Consider the following 14,251-nt stretch of genomic DNA (forward strand, 5'->3'; position numbering starts at 1 on the left):
TGCGGAGCCGTTCGGCGAAATTCCGGTACCATTGCGCCTTTCGTCCGCCGGCCAGGCCGCGGACGGCATCACCGGATTTCCATTTTTACCGAGCGCCACATGAGCGAAGTAACCGAATACCAGAGCTGGGTCTGCCTGATTTGCGGGTGGGTCTACAACGAAGCGGAAGGGCTGCCCGACGAAGGCATCGCACCCGGCACCCGTTTCGCCGACATTCCCGCCGACTGGCGCTGCCCGCTGTGCGACGTGGGCAAGGAAGATTTTGTTGTCGTCGATTTCTGATTCGACGATGTTCTGATCGCGGCTGATTGCGCGATCGCGCGCGTCGGCGTGCATTCCGCCCCGCCGACGCGCCGCGCGTTTGCTATACTCTGCGCGCTGTCCACACTGCCGTCCGGTTCGCGTTTTTTGTGCGAGCACCCGGACATGGCGCTCCCCGTAGTTCAATGGATAGAACAAGCGCCTCCTAAGCGCTAGATACAGGTTCGATTCCTGTCGGGGGGACCAGTCATGCCCCAAACCTCCCCCAAGATTCACAAGAAATCGCCCGCTCAAGCCCGTCTGGCGGCCTTCTCGCGCCCATCGTTACCCAACGTTGCTCAGTGACAGCCGGAGAAAGTGTTGGTATTTTTGTTGGTATCAGCAGATACCAACAACACAGATACCAACAATGCCTCTCACTGACATACAGGTACGGAACGCAAAGGCCAGCGCCGCACCGTACAAACTCACGGACGGCAACGGGATGTTCTTGCTCGTCCAACCGAACGGCGCGAAGTATTGGCGCTTGTCCTACCGCTTCCTTGGCAAGCAGAAGACGCTCGCCCTCGGCGTCTACCCGGCCGTGACGCTTGCGACGGCACGGAAGAAGCGTGACGATGCCCGCGAGCAGATCGCGGCCGGCATCGATCCGGGCGAGGCGAAGAAGGACGCAAGACGGGCCGCCGAGATCGCGGCGGCCAACTCATTCGAAGCGGTAGCCCGCGAGTGGTTCGACTCCCAGCGCCCAGGCTGGAGCGACGGCTACGCAGAGAAGGTGCTGAATTCGCTTGAGGTCGACGTGTTCCCGAAGATCGGCCCTCGCCCGATCACTGAGATCGACTCGCCGCAGATGCTCAGCATCGTTCGCGAGGTCGAGGCACGCGGGGTGCGCGAGACGGCGAAGCGAATCCTCCAACGCTCGCGCGCAGTCTTCCAGTACGGAATCATGACCGGGCGATGCACCAGGAATCCGGCGGCCGACATCGACGCGCAGACGGTCTTAAAGAAAGGTCCGGGCGTACAGCACATGGCACGCGTGAAGGCGACGGAGATCCCGCAGCTCATGCGCGACATTGACGCCTACCAAGGCGACCTAGTTACCCGGCTCGCGCTCCGCCTGATGGCGCTGACCTTCGTGCGGACGACGGAAATGATCCGTGCGGAATGGTCGGAGTTTGACGAAGCCGCCGCAGAATGGCGCGTGCCTCCAGAGCGCATGAAGATGCGCGACCCGCACATCGTGCCTCTATCGCGACAGGCGCTCGACGTGCTCGTCCAGCTCCGCGCGCTCAACGGCCAGCATCGATTCGTGTTCTATAGCGTGCAAGGCCGGAGCCACATTTCGAACAACACCATGCTCTACGCACTCTACCGCATGGGCTACAAGTCACGAATGACGGGGCACGGGTTTCGCGGGCTGGCGGCTACTGCTCTGCGTGAACTCGGCTTCGGGCGGGACGTTGTAGAGCGCCAGATGGCACACGCTGAACGGAATCAGGTGACTGCCGCCTACGTTCACGCTGAATACCTACCGGAACGCAGGCGAATGATGCAGGTATGGGGCGATCACCTTGACCAGCTCAAGGCAGGTGCGGAAGTCATCCGCATTGTGTCAGCGCGTTAACCAGCGGAGACCATCCCCGTCGCTTGTCAACGTGCGGACCACTCTCGCCGAGCGAAGCGCCCCGTGTCTTCGAGAGAAACGGATGCACGGGTGCGCAACGCGATCCACGTGATGGCAAGCACACAGCTAGTGTGCGGGATGAGTTGCCAACCATTGATTCGTGCGGACGAAAAGCGCACCTACGACCTCGGTTATCCACCGGTCACGCTCCTTCAACTTAGCTGCGTAGTCACACACGGCCCTAGCGTGAGCCTCAAGGACTGCATCCCGATTAGGCTGGAAATATAGAAGCGATAGCTGCTTGTGTTCAGCCAGCAGTGAGTTGTTAAGCTGGAAAGTCGAAATCAAGCCTCTGGCCAGTGAGTAGGTCTTGACAATGATGCGGCGCAATTCGGGATCGTCTATCTTCCCCACCATCGACGCTCCGTTTTGGTATATGGGGAATGTCTCAGTCGAGACAGGGTAGACAACATTAAACGGCTGTCCGTCAGGCAATGCCAATAGCGCTGGATGTATCTCAGCGTTATAGCCATCCCATGCCGCCTGAACCTCTTCGCGAATCGCTTCCACGAACGCCCGCGTTTCGTTTGCGTCGTCGGCCTGTTTATCCTTGTATTGCTTGGTATAAATGCCAATCGCCGCAATGATCGCGAGTAGTGAACCGACGCCCTGCACCCACGCCGCTATGTCTGCCGCGCTTTGCATTGGTTTGGCGCCGAACGCCGCGAAGAAGACCACAACGACCAATACGGCCAATGGGGCTTGCCAACCACCTTTCATAGTGTTTCTCCTCTACCCGCCGACGCGATTATCAGCGGCGAGTGATGGTCCCACAAGCAGCACAAAACACTAGAACGGAACATTTCGACTAGCGTGATCTTTGGGCGATGTTCCGCGTCGACCTACGGCATTGCTATGCCCCCCTTGCCACGCATCCTCCACCGATTTTTCGGAATTGCCACCGCACTGTCGAACCCCTGCATTTGGGTATGAATATGACCCCCCTTAGGCGCGCCGGGAGTAGGAAAAACACGCGGGTGTGAGCCCCCGCGTCTTTGCCCTAGACGCAGGGTCCCCCGCTTTCCGGCCACCCCGACACTTGCGGCCGGCGCAACAATGCCCGATCGGGGCGCGTCGCGAACACCCCCTCGAAAACACGTCATTGACCCGCGTCGAATCCCGGATAGCCGTGCCCCGTCTGGCTTCGCGGTCGATACAGTTGGTCGACGCCTGTCCGCTCAGTGCAAAACGAGTTGGAGATTTGGAGATAAACGCCTGAATCGGCCGCAAAGCCTTGTGGGGTAAGGCTTCGCGTGTCTCCAAGCGATTTGGAGAACGCTGGAGATACTGGAGATAAACCAGCCCGGATTGTTGCGGTGACGGCAAGATTCGCGGCAACCGCCCGCCCGGTTCCATCTGGAGCGGATCGCTCAAAGTAACTTTGACGCGCAGGCCAAAAATGCCGCGCAAAGGAATGCCCGCCACCGCCCTCCCGGACGGCGGCGGTGCATTTCACAGCTCAAGCGTGAAGATGGACGGCAGCACACGGTAGACCATGGCCGGGCCATGTCCCGGAATGTGCTCACGTCGGTACGGATAGCCGTCGGTGCGGGGCCTCAGCACACCACGCTTTATCAGCGCGTTCGCGACCATCTTGTGATCGAAGCCGGCGCACACATCCTTACGGAACACGGTCGACTCGATCAGATATTCCGTCTCGACGCACTCCGCATCTTCGGCGCTCATCTTGTCGCCGAACTCCGCGTAATAGGCTTGATTCGACTCAATCGCGATGCTGTTCTTGTCCTGTTTCACGAGTCGTTTCCAGCCTGCGCGGTGCGGTGCGTTTGGCCGATGATCGTCCTGCGCCCGGTTCATCCACACGAAACGGTTGTCGCCGTGTGCGACGAGGAAGTGCAGCACCTGCCGCACCGCATCCGCTTCGTCCGAATTGCCCGTGCCGCCGCGCAGTTCGAGCCAGCCTTCGAAGCAGCGACGCGCGGCCTCCACCGATTCGCCCTGCGGCCAGCCGGTCAGGCCGTGCGCCGTCGCCAGCTCGCCGGCCACCGCAACGAGGCAGAACCGCTTGGCGACACGCGCGACCTGCGAATGCGAGCCGTCCGGCACCCATTGCCCGACCAGCTCGTCGACGCGCACACGCAGATGCTCGGCCAGCTCGCCGGCCTGCGACGATGCCCACTCGATGAACGCGGGGCCGGCCGTGCCGTAGTGCATGCCGGCGTGCCGCTCTAGATGCTCGATCAGCGCGGCCGGCGTCGGGAAGCCGTGCAGCTTCTCCACAACGCCCATTTCGCCGACCTCGGCCGGGATCGCGGGCAAGCGCACCTCGATACCGCCTTTCATGGGCTTGTTGCCTTCGGCCATCAGCGCGGACACGCTCTTTTCGCCGTTCGACAGGAACAGCAGCCGCCACGTGAGCACGGGTTTGGCCGAGCCGCTACGCGACGCGCGGGCCTTGCCCGACTCGTTCGCGAGCATGTAAATCACATCGCCGACCAGACGCGGCTCGACCTGCCCGATTTCATCAAGGATCAGCAGCGCATCGCTATGCTGCGTGGCGACGGCTTCGAGCGCGTTGTCGGTCGCCTTCCAGCTCCGCACGTAATCGGGCGAGCCGAACACGGACGCGGCGATGACGCCGCCCGTCGACTTGCCCTTGGACGTCGTGCCGAGCAGGTGAAACCCGCCCGACTGGAGCCCGGAGAAGTGCAGCAGCGGACCAGCGAAGGCGGTAGCGACGCAGAACAGCAGCCGGCTATTGCCGACGCAGTAGGCCGCGACCTCGCGTTGCCAGTCGTCCAGCGTGCCGCGCTCCTTGAACTGGCTCTGGATCGGCGTATCGGCCTGATAGATCAATGCCTCTTTGCCGGTCCCGATCACGCGATCGGGCAGCACGAACGCGCCGTGATGCCAGCCGACGCGCGGCACGCAACGCACGCGCTCGTCCGGCTGCGCCATCTGCACATAGTTCGCGATCTGCGTGCGGGCGATCTGCGTCACGCCGAGCTTCACGCCCATATCGAGCAGCATGCGGCGCAGCTCCGTGCCGTCGCCGGCAAACAACCCGGCCGGCACCGCCCATCGTTTCAGGATGCCGTCACGGTCCGTGAATTCGAGCAGGTAACCCCACTCGCTATTCATCTCGTTCCGGGTCTCGGCAATCACGTCGATCCGCGTGCTGACCCAATGCGGCGGAAGCGGGTCGCCCTGATTGTTGAAGCCGTGAAACCACACGCCCTTGTCGTCGACGACGAACCGCGACTTGCCGTCCTGCGCGCGGGCCGTTTTCGGGCGCTTGGCGGGCTTCGCGACGGCTGGCGCGACCTTGGGCTTGCCCGCATCCGCCGCGCCGGCCGGCGCGAGCGCGGCGCGCACGGCGGCGGCCACCGCATCCGGGCCGAGGTGGACAGCCAGGTCGTTGAAGTCGGTGCCGGCCGCTGGGCGATTCGGACCGAAGTCGGGCACCGCGACGATGCCGGCGACGGCCTCGGCCGCCGCGCGAGCCTTCGTCACGCCCGGATTGCCCTTCGTCGCGTGGTCGTCGTCGGCGCACACGACGATGCTGGCGTCCGGATACTGGCCGCGCAGCGCCGTCGCAACCGCGTGCAGGTTGCCTGCGTCGAACGCGACGGCGGCCGGATAGCCGGTCGCGGCCGCGAGCGTCGCGCACGTGGCGTAACCCTCGCCGATCAGCACCGTCGACGGCGCGGAAGATAGCGGGCCGCCGATCAGCGAGAAGCAGCCCGCCTTGCGGCCGTTCGGCAGATAGCGTTTCTGGCCGTCCGTCAGGACGAACTCCAGCGTCCACAGCTTGCCGTCCGCGTCATGGGCCGGGATGACGAGTGCGCCGTTGCATGCGGCCGTGCCGATGCACAAGCCGCCGCGATAGACGCGCAGCGCGTCGACCGGAATGCGCTTGCGAACGAGGTACGGGTGATCGGCCGGCGCGGGCTCGGCCGCCGACCAGATCGATTCGGCGAGCGCTGACGCGGTTTGCTGTTTCTCGGTCAGCTCGGCCAGCTCGGCCGCTTCGCGGGCCGTGCGCTCGGCCTTCTGCCGCTCGCGCTCCACTGGATCGACCGGCTTCGCCCGATGCGCGCGCGGATCGAAGCCGCCTTGCTTGGCGAGGTGAAACAGCGTGTTGATGGTGATCTTGCCGCCCTTGAACGACTTCCACACATCCCGCGCGTCCTTGCCGTTGTAGTTCTGCGCGCCTTGGCTCCATTCGTTCCAGAGGGCGAAGCCCTCCTCGCCAAACTCGGCCTTGAGCGCCATCCCCACCTGACTCCACGTGTCGCGGTCGTCAGGCGGGACATAGCCGAGCGCGACTCTCGCCCGCTCGAATTCGGACATGGGTGCGTTACTCATAGGTTCCCACTGGACGCGCGTCGGTCGGCTTCCGATTAGTAGTCCATATCGGAAAAGCAGCTACCCGACGCGCGAAGAATTGAATGATGCGACGATGCCTAGCGGCGGAGCGTTAGCCGGCCGCGCGAGGCACCGACAGAACCGCCCCGCCGGCCGTGACGTCGTTGCTGTAGACGTAGCGGCCGAGCCGCGACTCGCCAAGGGCGTCGTTGGCCGCCTCCAGCGCTGCGCCGATCGACGGCAGTGACGCGCGGAACAGGCTCAGCACAAGCCAGTAGTCATCGTCGGACATGGCCTTGTCGGCCGCCCAATGCAGGCTGTCCAGCAGCTCCATTGCATCGCTGATCCGGGTGCCGATGCGGTTGTGATCGGGGCGATTCACCTCGGCCACGAAGTCCGACGCGAGCGGTTGTACGGCATTCTTGTTCGTCTTTGCCATGACCGCCCCTCAGTGCGTCGTGCGCGGTTCGCGCGTGACGAGGCCGAGCGCCGCGAACAGATGCTGCTGCACGCGCCCCATCAGGCCGGCCGCGAACGCTTGACGGCTGATCGTCACGCGGTGCGCGTCGACGTCGCCCGCGTCCTGCATGGCGGATTCCATGCCGCGTGCGAACGCAGCGGCTTGATGCGCCGCGTAGTCGTGCAGCCGTACGTCGCCTTTCAGGTCGAGCCATGCGTCGGCGCAGATCGCGCCCAGGTCGACGGCGAATTGCAGCTCGATCGGAGCGCCGGTATCGAGCGGCGGCGCATTATCGAAGCCATTGATAACCGCGGTTCGGATGCGCTGATCAGTCATGGCACGCCTCCGGCTGCGCAGTACGGCGCATTTCGGCCGAATAGCGGCTCGCGACGCTTTGCCCCATGTCGACGAGCGCTCGCTCGTAGGTGCCCTCCGCAAGATGTGAGCGGACAGCATCGAACAAGGCTTCGAGCTGGGCGAACTGATGGGCCGCGCACATGGCGATCATCGTGACTTCGTTCGGCAGGCGGTATTTAGACATGGCGCACCTCCAGAATCGACGCGAGGAGCTGTCCGACGTCGATCGCGCAATCCAGCTCCGCTTCGCCGCGAATCGGCGTGAGATTCCAGTCATAGACTGCCGCGTGCGTGAAGTCGCCAGACCGGCGACCGCAGACGCTACGCCCCGAGACAGGGCCGCCCAAGATCCGCACGCGCCAATCGTGATCGGGCGTCGGGCGAGCCGATGCCACCTCAACCAGCATGCCGATACGCGAGCGTGCATCGCATTGCGTGACGATCGCCAGATCGCCAATCTTGCAGCGCAGCTCAGCCATGACGCACCTCCGCACGAACGAGCGCAGCAATTGCTGCCAGTGCCGCGCCGGTTGCGTCGAGCGCGTCTTGATACGTGCTCGCGGTTGCCGCGTCGCGCAAGGCTGCACGGACGATGGATTGAATGAGGTGGGATTGCTGCCCGGTATGGGCGTGCGGCAACTGGCGCATTGGGTGCGACCTCCTTGGACGGGTTGACGAACCCGGTCCCCGCTGTCAATCGGGGTGGCCGGGCACATGGCAGGGTTGACAGACCGGCGTCCAAGGGAACCGGCGTGCGCGAACGCACCCCCACCAAGGCCCGACCATAGAAGGCGCAAGGTGTACGGACGTAAAAAAACCGCGCGAAGGCGGTTGTCCGCCTTGGAACTATTCCGGCTGTCACCCCGGGCCGCTGTTGTCTCAGCGACATTCACAGGATACTGCGCACCGCCTCGATGCGCAAATCGCTGAAGGGACGGACCTGTGACAGGGTCGTCATGCAACCGACGTGCCGTGCCTTCCAAAGCGGCAAAGTGACTTTGATGAGACATCATGCCGGGGCCTTCGGATCGAGCATGAAAACCGCATGCTTGAGGAGTTCGACCGCGCGCTTAGCACGCGACGGCATACGTTCGGCGTCGCGCTCGAATACCGTGGCCGCCGCCGCGATCCAACAAGCCGCCTCGCGTCGACCTTCGTCCACGCAACGCACGTGCGCTTCGGCGAATCGCTCGCGCTGGCGCTCCAACTCGCTGTCGTAGAATGCCGTATCGGCGTCTCGTTTGGCTTCTCGCGCTGCCACGCGCGCGCTCGTCACATTCACGCTATTCGTCATCACGCGCCCTCCTTCACTTCGCACGCAGCATCGGCAGTGCGATAAGTCAACGGGTTGGCCATCCAGCGGTGAATCTCTCGATTCGACCAGACGGTGCAGCGCTGCGTCAAACGACTTGCACGCGGGAAGCGCCCTTCCAACTCGCGCTGTCGGACCGTCTCGCGGGACAACGGGATGAAGGGCCGCAGATCACTCCAACGCGAAAAGCCGTCAAGCGGCAATCCGACCGGGGCCTGTGACGCGAATGTTTTGCTTGCAGACATTTGTGCTCCCTTAGCGTAGCTGTGCCACCATCGGCACAACCGGGAGCTTGAAGCACCAAACGCGACCGACGTATCGACAATCGCGTTTAGCACTATGCAAAACAAGACTATCGTTGCGTCAATCTCGTTTTATCAATTCACGTCGCAAGCCAAGCCCGTTTCAGCTTGCGCACGTGATCAGCCGTGACGCCGAAGCGAGCCGCAATATCTGAGCAAACATTGCGCCCCTGAAAGTCCTCGCCACTACGCCGACGCCTGTTAAATTCCTCGACGATCTTTGTATTCTTTGCACCAGCAAGCCGTGCAGCCTGAGCCGGCTTGATGGCCTTTTGCCTCTCGCGCATGGCCTGATCTTGCCGCTCTCGTTGTTCAGCTTGGAGCTGCGCCAAATACGCTTGCGACATGTCGCGCTCTTCAGCGTGCTCGGCAAGCTGACCATGCAAAGCATTAATTCGTTCGAGCAGTGCGGATTCCGTTTCACGCCGCGCGTATAGCACCACTCCTTCCAACGTACGGCTATTAAACAACTCATGCTTCATCAGCTCTTGCGCCGTGCGCAGATCATCCTCGTCAATGCACTTGACGAGCAGGCCGGCGAGCAAGGCCATAGCCTCCCCAACCGGCACATCGCGTGGAATGATGTCTTGCATCCGCCCGAATGGACTTTCACCGTCCTCCGCAGCAAAAGGCTGGGACGCTCGGTGTTTTGCGTCTATGGCGGCGAAAGAGAGAATGCTTCTTCTGGCACATTGCCTCGAACGCCGTGTGCGAAAACCGGCGCGTGATTTGTGCTTGAGAGCGGAACTAGGTGTCTTTGTACGTAGCAATAGCGCACCCTTCTGTGCGGCCTTCACGAAGAACGCCGAGCCAGCCGGTGAAGGTGTCCGGTTTTCAGGTGGCCGCCCTAGGCTCGACGGACAACATTTTCTCACGAGAATTCGAAGACTGGCCCCCTCCACACACCGCCAGCATGTGGCCCGCCAGCACGAATCGAGCAAATCGGTTTAGTCCCTTGAGCCAGATGCCCGCCGCGCCATCCCTTGTTCAAAAAGTTCAATTGTCCTTCGATCGTCTCCGCTCAAATCTGTTCGCTCGCGAATAGTGGCAATGCGAGACATGAAGTCGGGAGACGTTACGTCAATGAAGGCTGCAAGATCACTGGGCCGAATCGATTCCACGCGTCGAGAAAACGCGTCCGAAATTTGCTGTACTGTCGAAACGCGTATTGCCCCCTTGAGAAGAAGTAGCAACCCAGCGTCGCTATCGGTAACCCCGCGTACCCAAACACGCACTTCGTCGGAGTCCCCCCATTCGCTCCATCTATGCAGAAAAAACAAGAGATCCGGATGGGTGAGAAGACTTCTGTCATATGCGGCGTCGCGAATTCGACCGAGAGCAAGGCGCACGATTTCATTCACAGTGATCGATGAGAATCCCTGAAATGCCGACTCTCGCCGATCAGCATCGGGACGATTCATGGCATCGATACTCGTGGCGAGGTGGCATAGCCAGGTCACCGACGAAGATCCGCGTACTACCTCCAAAAATTCATCCTCGCGAGCTGCTTCCGGCAGACGTGCTACAAGGTGATTGGCGAGCCAATAAAGTCTCACTTCCGGTGGCACGCCAAAGAACCCTTGCGGCCGGTTAGCCAAGTCAACAAGAAATGCGTCGCCCAGCCGAAATATTGCTTCAAGGCAGCTTCTCGCGAAGGCGGCATCGAGATCGTCCCGCTCCACAAGCGCGTCAATTAAGTCGTGCGCCTTTGTTGTCTCATCTTCGCGCCGCTCCATCATCGCAGCGCGCCAGCGACTTTCAAGAGCGTCGACATCAGCTCCAAGCGCGATAAATGCGCGAAGCTCGGCACGACTGAGAGTATGGTCTGGCACGTTGAATTCAAAGTACTTTGGATAGTGATCCGGAGCCGCAACCCTTGCATCTGCACTCCATCGACGCACCTCTGACGCGTCGAAGTGAACGTTGCTCCAAAGAGACTGTAGACGCGGAAAAAGTCGTTGTACTACGTTGCGGACCGCATCATGCTGTTCATGGGATACCGTGTTTAGCCACCCATCGTGAAACGCTCCTTCGGCCCCGCGAGCATCATTCCCCGAGAGCCCGACAAACATTCCTTCATTTTCCTTGATTGCAAGGTGAACAGTCGGCGCAAAAACACGCAAGAACTCTAGAGCGATGAAGTCGACAACATTCACCTCGCCCAGCAAGGGGGGCACTGTGACGGACAGCGCATTGATGATCCGGACAATGTCGCGCGGCCTCCTGACAAGCCTGTCCAATCCTTCATGGAATGCGTTTACCCAACGATCATTGTCGAACTCGTCCACCCCGATCCGGGCAAGCAACTCATCGAGATCAGAAGACAGCTTTCGCAATAGCTTTGCCCGGGACACGGCGGGTAATGAAAACTGGGCCTGCACGATCTTTTCCATGTACGCTCGACCATCACGAATCCCCATCGAACTCTCAAGGGATTGAGAAACAACGCTACCGTCATAGGCCAAGAGATAGACAACATTCGGAAAATCGGCGATAGCTTTGATCACCCGGAATACTTCATTTACTTCGAGCGGCCGAAGGCGATCGATGTCATCGACGACTACCGCGAATCGCTTCCCTGCGGAGTCCAACGACCGGGAAATTGAACGTTTCAGAGCGGCAACATCCTTCTCACGCGGCGCAAGTTTGCGCAACAGTCCTCCGACAATCTTTTGAACCATTGGCCACTTGGTGCCTGTCTTTAGCGCGATCCCCCAACTCGCGGCCTCCCCAATCGCGTCCGCATAACCCGCAATCGCAGATTTGACGGCATCAAGGCGGGTGTCCTTGTCCACTGGTAGTTGCGCGGCAAACTGCTGCAGAAACTGCCGCGCCAACTGCTCCCCATCGGCAAACCACCACGGATTGAAATCGATCAGTATCAACTGGCCGCCGGTACCGTCTGCCGCGTCGGCTTCAACAAGGTAGTGCTTGACGAAGTTCAGCAGGGTCGTTTTCCCTGCCCCCCAAGGGCCATCTATTGCCATGACGAGACCCGCCGGACTCGGAGTCGTACGGACTGCACCTGCGATTGCTCGGGCGAACGATGCGTACCCGAAAGCATCTCTACGCGGATGAACTTCTGCCAAGTCGCTTCCGAGAGGCGTGCCCAACGAAGGATCTGTCGGATCGGCAGACACAAAATTATTGTTCATGATTTCCCCGAATGGTCTTTTTGTACCAAGCAATCCGCAATGCACTACGCCGATTATCGCCGTTGGACGGCGCCCATGCTGACGTCGATGTTTTAACCGTGCACCTCTGCAACGGCGACGACGCAACGAAACGATAGCGCCAAATCGAGCTGGTGCCCTCGCCCCCACTCAGCACCAATAGACTTCAATCTTTGCCCTGTCCGAAACCGAACCCTTTCGGACATGTACATGACAGAATGTCCGAAAATAAGGGTTTTCAATTTACGTACATAGGATATGATTCGGACATCCTTTTCGAACACGCTAAGAACTCGACATGTCCCGAACCTTTGCATACGCCCGCGTCAGTACGACCGACCAGACGGCAGCCAATCAACTCCGCGAGATCGAGGCGGCCGGCTTCAACGTGGACAAGCGCAGGGTCGTTACTGAAAGCATCTCCGGAAGCGTATGCGCGGATCAGCGGCCGGGTTTCGCTGAGTTGCTGCTGAAGATGGAAGAAGGCGACGTGCTGATTGTGACCAAGCTCGACCGGCTGGGTCGGAACGCGATGGACGTGCGCGCAACCGTGGAAGCTCTCGCGGATCGTGGCATTCGAATTCATTGTCTTGCGCTCGGCGGCGTTGACCTCACCAGCGCGGCGGGCCGAATGACAATGCAAGTTCTAAACGCCGTTGCAGAATTTGAGCGTGACCTGCTGATCGAGCGAACACAAGCCGGTATTGCGCGAGCAAAGGCTGAAGGGAAGGCAATGGGCCGTCCCTCCGCACTAACAAAGCAGCAGCAAAACGAAGTTCGCCAGAACCTGAGGGAAGGGGCAAGTGTGGCAGGTCTCGCCAAGCTGTACGGTACGAGCCGCCAGACGATCATGCGAGTTCGCGATTCCGTACAATAGGCCGCCCAAAGTCACTTTCCGGTAAGTGCACTCTTGTCCAAAATACCGCTTTCGACGAGCGCAGCTCGCGCTCGCATAGTGGCAATTCCCGGCCGCAACCACTCTTTGATCAGTTGGTCACTCAAACCGATTTCGCGCAAGAGCGTCATGTGATAGAAAAATCCCAGTGCAACACTTTTTCGGGACAGCTCCAGCAGAAAGTCTGCCGATCTCTCGCGCGTTCGCTGACCGCCAAAATGAGCCAGATCGTTGCGAATATCGGCACACGATTTAGCGAATAATCGGAGGCGATTTCCGTCAATATCCAGCGGAAGCGTCACGAATATCTCGTTCAACCGCTCTTCGAGTGACGGTTCGGCAGCATGTCGCAGCCTCCCAGCAAGCCATTTCCTGTCCTTTGTCGACTCAACTCCGTCGAGAATCCGTGTAATTTTCTCCAGTAGCGGGCCATCCGGCTGTACGGATCCGTACTTTGTCCGATGAAAATATTCCAGCCCTTGCACCAGATTCGCAAAGTGATTTTCAACGTACAGATTAACATCTCTTTTAGTTGACAGATAAGAGTAAAATCCAGCACCAAACTCATCTCTCTTAATTCTCCACGCCTCGTACAACCCCCCAAAACTCCCCTGCAACTGAACAAAGTTTATTGGCAGCTCATGCAATTCAGGCGGCGAAGCGGAACTTCCAATTCGGCGAAAGTAAAAATTGAAGAATTTCTTTGTTCGAGAGATCCTTACTACCGGCCACGCTAACGCGTAGTGTGAATTAGTCAACAAAGTCATGAGGTCTTGCATCGCACCAAACTCGTCTCGGACTTGATCGGGAGCGAGCGCCTTCTTATGCTGGAACGTGAGCGTCATGTACTCCCTGACTTTGGCCTCAAACCGGTGCAGCCCGTTTGGCTCAACGACTTCAGTATGCTTTTCAAACGTGAGCCGTCCGACAGACGTGTTAAATACAACGTCGCGAACCACCTCACTTTTTAACGTCATTGTGCGTCTGGTATTTTTTACATCCAGCGTCCCCAAATGAAGCCAGTTCTCAAAACCAGTTAAATCAACCTCAACAGCAGAGAAGCGAGGAACGTCTGCCTTCCTCGGCAGATCAATGTCGCCAACCAGACACATTGTTGCGATGTATTTTTCGAACGAAAATCGATTCGAGTTGAATTGACCACCCACACCCACCGCATCGATCAAAAGTACCCTTTTCCCTGTCTTTTTAGTAATACCCTGTATCGAACGGAATGGCAGCTTCCTCGAAAGGTTGTCCGTTATTTGCTCAAGAGGATGTTTGCCAGTCGGCAGAACCCCATCCAGCTCAAGACGTATCTCACCATTCCCGGAGATCTTCAGCCATCCAGTAACGTGTTGCTCCGGGGCAAACTGAGCGCTTGGATATTTCTCGTCGCGCCACCAAAAATACCCCTGCTCGTCCACGATATTGGCTTTGTCCATTCTCTAGACTCCTTTGTCGCCCCTTACCCTGCAAAT

General features: G+C 59.8%; 15 protein-coding genes and 1 tRNA gene. 4 read left to right on the forward strand and 12 right to left on the reverse strand.

Annotation, left to right across the window (positions count from 1 at the left end; all coding sequences use genetic code 11):
- Window positions 1-99: 99 nt before the first annotated feature.
- From DPV79_RS30910 to DPV79_RS30920, 3 genes are all read left to right on the forward strand, one after another.
- Window positions 100-282: a rubredoxin gene (locus DPV79_RS30910; RefSeq protein ID WP_006398668.1), complete on the forward strand. Its 183-nt coding sequence runs from the start codon at window positions 100-102 to the stop codon at window positions 280-282.
- Between the two features lie 150 nt (window positions 283-432).
- A tRNA-Arg gene (locus tag DPV79_RS30915) sits at window positions 433-507 on the forward strand.
- 163 nt (window positions 508-670) lie between these two features.
- Window positions 671-1,885 (forward strand): tyrosine-type recombinase/integrase, encoded by a 1,215-nt coding sequence (locus tag DPV79_RS30920; protein WP_113047250.1) that lies wholly within the window; start codon window positions 671-673, stop codon window positions 1,883-1,885.
- 126 nt (window positions 1,886-2,011) lie between these two features.
- On the opposite strand, the gene DPV79_RS30925 is transcribed toward DPV79_RS30920, so the two are convergent.
- The 11 genes from DPV79_RS30925 to DPV79_RS30980 all read right to left on the reverse strand — a co-directional run bounded on the left by DPV79_RS30925 (window position 2,012) and on the right by DPV79_RS30980 (window position 11,860).
- A complete protein-coding gene (locus DPV79_RS30925; RefSeq protein WP_113047251.1) occupies window positions 2,012-2,665 on the reverse strand; it encodes a hypothetical protein in 654 nt (217 codons plus the stop codon).
- A gap of 732 nt (window positions 2,666-3,397) precedes the next feature.
- Window positions 3,398-6,259 carry a DUF927 domain-containing protein gene (locus DPV79_RS30930; RefSeq protein WP_165843594.1) on the reverse strand — a complete coding sequence of 954 codons (2,862 nt, stop codon included), beginning with the start codon at window positions 6,257-6,259 and terminating at the stop codon, window positions 3,398-3,400.
- 127 nt (window positions 6,260-6,386) lie between these two features.
- Window positions 6,387-6,713: a hypothetical protein gene (locus DPV79_RS30935; RefSeq protein ID WP_060152677.1), complete on the reverse strand. Its 327-nt coding sequence runs from the start codon at window positions 6,711-6,713 to the stop codon at window positions 6,387-6,389.
- A 9-nt stretch (window positions 6,714-6,722) separates the two neighbouring features.
- A complete protein-coding gene (locus DPV79_RS30940; protein ID WP_011545898.1) occupies window positions 6,723-7,070 on the reverse strand; it encodes a hypothetical protein in 348 nt (115 codons plus the stop codon).
- The gene (locus DPV79_RS30945) at window positions 7,063-7,275 is read right to left on the reverse strand and encodes a hypothetical protein (protein WP_025404682.1); all 213 of its coding nucleotides are present in this window, start codon (window positions 7,273-7,275) and stop codon (window positions 7,063-7,065) included. Before DPV79_RS30945 ends, DPV79_RS30940 begins: the two co-directional genes overlap by 8 nt.
- Complete coding sequence (locus tag DPV79_RS30950) at window positions 7,268-7,570, reverse strand: hypothetical protein (RefSeq protein WP_113047275.1); 303 nt, start codon at window positions 7,568-7,570, stop codon at window positions 7,268-7,270. Before DPV79_RS30950 ends, DPV79_RS30945 begins: the two co-directional genes overlap by 8 nt.
- Complete coding sequence (locus tag DPV79_RS30955) at window positions 7,563-7,739, reverse strand: hypothetical protein (protein ID WP_113047253.1); 177 nt, start codon at window positions 7,737-7,739, stop codon at window positions 7,563-7,565. Before DPV79_RS30955 ends, DPV79_RS30950 begins: the two co-directional genes overlap by 8 nt.
- A gap of 361 nt (window positions 7,740-8,100) precedes the next feature.
- Window positions 8,101-8,385: a hypothetical protein gene (locus DPV79_RS30965; protein ID WP_208866757.1), complete on the reverse strand. Its 285-nt coding sequence runs from the start codon at window positions 8,383-8,385 to the stop codon at window positions 8,101-8,103.
- Window positions 8,385-8,648, reverse strand: coding sequence for a helix-turn-helix transcriptional regulator (locus DPV79_RS42840; protein ID WP_165843595.1), 264 nt, complete (start codon window positions 8,646-8,648; stop codon window positions 8,385-8,387). Before DPV79_RS42840 ends, DPV79_RS30965 begins: the two co-directional genes overlap by 1 nt.
- A 137-nt stretch (window positions 8,649-8,785) precedes the next feature.
- Window positions 8,786-9,298: a hypothetical protein gene (locus DPV79_RS30975; RefSeq protein WP_059497405.1), complete on the reverse strand. Its 513-nt coding sequence runs from the start codon at window positions 9,296-9,298 to the stop codon at window positions 8,786-8,788.
- A 354-nt stretch (window positions 9,299-9,652) separates the two neighbouring features.
- Window positions 9,653-11,860, reverse strand: a complete 2,208-nt coding sequence (locus DPV79_RS30980) for a P-loop NTPase fold protein (RefSeq protein ID WP_113047255.1) — start codon at window positions 11,858-11,860, stop codon at window positions 9,653-9,655.
- A 316-nt stretch (window positions 11,861-12,176) separates the two neighbouring features.
- Here DPV79_RS30980 and DPV79_RS30985 point away from each other — a divergent pair, with 316 nt between their 5' ends.
- Window positions 12,177-12,755, forward strand: a complete 579-nt coding sequence (locus DPV79_RS30985) for a recombinase family protein (RefSeq protein WP_113047256.1) — start codon at window positions 12,177-12,179, stop codon at window positions 12,753-12,755.
- An 11-nt stretch (window positions 12,756-12,766) separates the two neighbouring features.
- On the opposite strand, the gene DPV79_RS30990 is transcribed toward DPV79_RS30985, so the two are convergent.
- A complete protein-coding gene (locus DPV79_RS30990; RefSeq protein WP_113047257.1) occupies window positions 12,767-14,215 on the reverse strand; it encodes an ApeA N-terminal domain 1-containing protein in 1,449 nt (482 codons plus the stop codon).
- Window positions 14,216-14,251 lie beyond the last annotated feature (36 nt).

It is taken from the genome of Burkholderia reimsis, assembly GCF_003294055.1.
Lineage (GTDB): Bacteria > Pseudomonadota > Gammaproteobacteria > Burkholderiales > Burkholderiaceae > Burkholderia > Burkholderia cepacia.

Coding starts and splice junctions, on each gene's coding strand:
- DPV79_RS30910 (WP_006398668.1), top strand. CDS start 100: ATGAGCGAAGTAACCGAATACCAGAGCTGGGTCTGCCTGATTTGCGGG.
- DPV79_RS30920 (WP_113047250.1), top strand. CDS start 671: ATGCCTCTCACTGACATACAGGTACGGAACGCAAAGGCCAGCGCCGCA.
- DPV79_RS30925 (WP_113047251.1), bottom strand. CDS start 2,665: ATGAAAGGTGGTTGGCAAGCCCCATTGGCCGTATTGGTCGTTGTGGTC.
- DPV79_RS30930 (WP_165843594.1), bottom strand. CDS start 6,259: ATGTCCGAATTCGAGCGGGCGAGAGTCGCGCTCGGCTATGTCCCGCCT.
- DPV79_RS30935 (WP_060152677.1), bottom strand. CDS start 6,713: ATGGCAAAGACGAACAAGAATGCCGTACAACCGCTCGCGTCGGACTTC.
- DPV79_RS30940 (WP_011545898.1), bottom strand. CDS start 7,070: ATGACTGATCAGCGCATCCGAACCGCGGTTATCAATGGCTTCGATAAT.
- DPV79_RS30945 (WP_025404682.1), bottom strand. CDS start 7,275: ATGTCTAAATACCGCCTGCCGAACGAAGTCACGATGATCGCCATGTGC.
- DPV79_RS30950 (WP_113047275.1), bottom strand. CDS start 7,570: ATGGCTGAGCTGCGCTGCAAGATTGGCGATCTGGCGATCGTCACGCAA.
- DPV79_RS30955 (WP_113047253.1), bottom strand. CDS start 7,739: ATGCGCCAGTTGCCGCACGCCCATACCGGGCAGCAATCCCACCTCATT.
- DPV79_RS30965 (WP_208866757.1), bottom strand. CDS start 8,385: ATGACGAATAGCGTGAATGTGACGAGCGCGCGCGTGGCAGCGCGAGAA.
- DPV79_RS42840 (WP_165843595.1), bottom strand. CDS start 8,648: ATGTCTGCAAGCAAAACATTCGCGTCACAGGCCCCGGTCGGATTGCCG.
- DPV79_RS30975 (WP_059497405.1), bottom strand. CDS start 9,298: ATGCAAGACATCATTCCACGCGATGTGCCGGTTGGGGAGGCTATGGCC.
- DPV79_RS30980 (WP_113047255.1), bottom strand. CDS start 11,860: ATGAACAATAATTTTGTGTCTGCCGATCCGACAGATCCTTCGTTGGGC.
- DPV79_RS30985 (WP_113047256.1), top strand. CDS start 12,177: ATGTCCCGAACCTTTGCATACGCCCGCGTCAGTACGACCGACCAGACG.
- DPV79_RS30990 (WP_113047257.1), bottom strand. CDS start 14,215: ATGGACAAAGCCAATATCGTGGACGAGCAGGGGTATTTTTGGTGGCGC.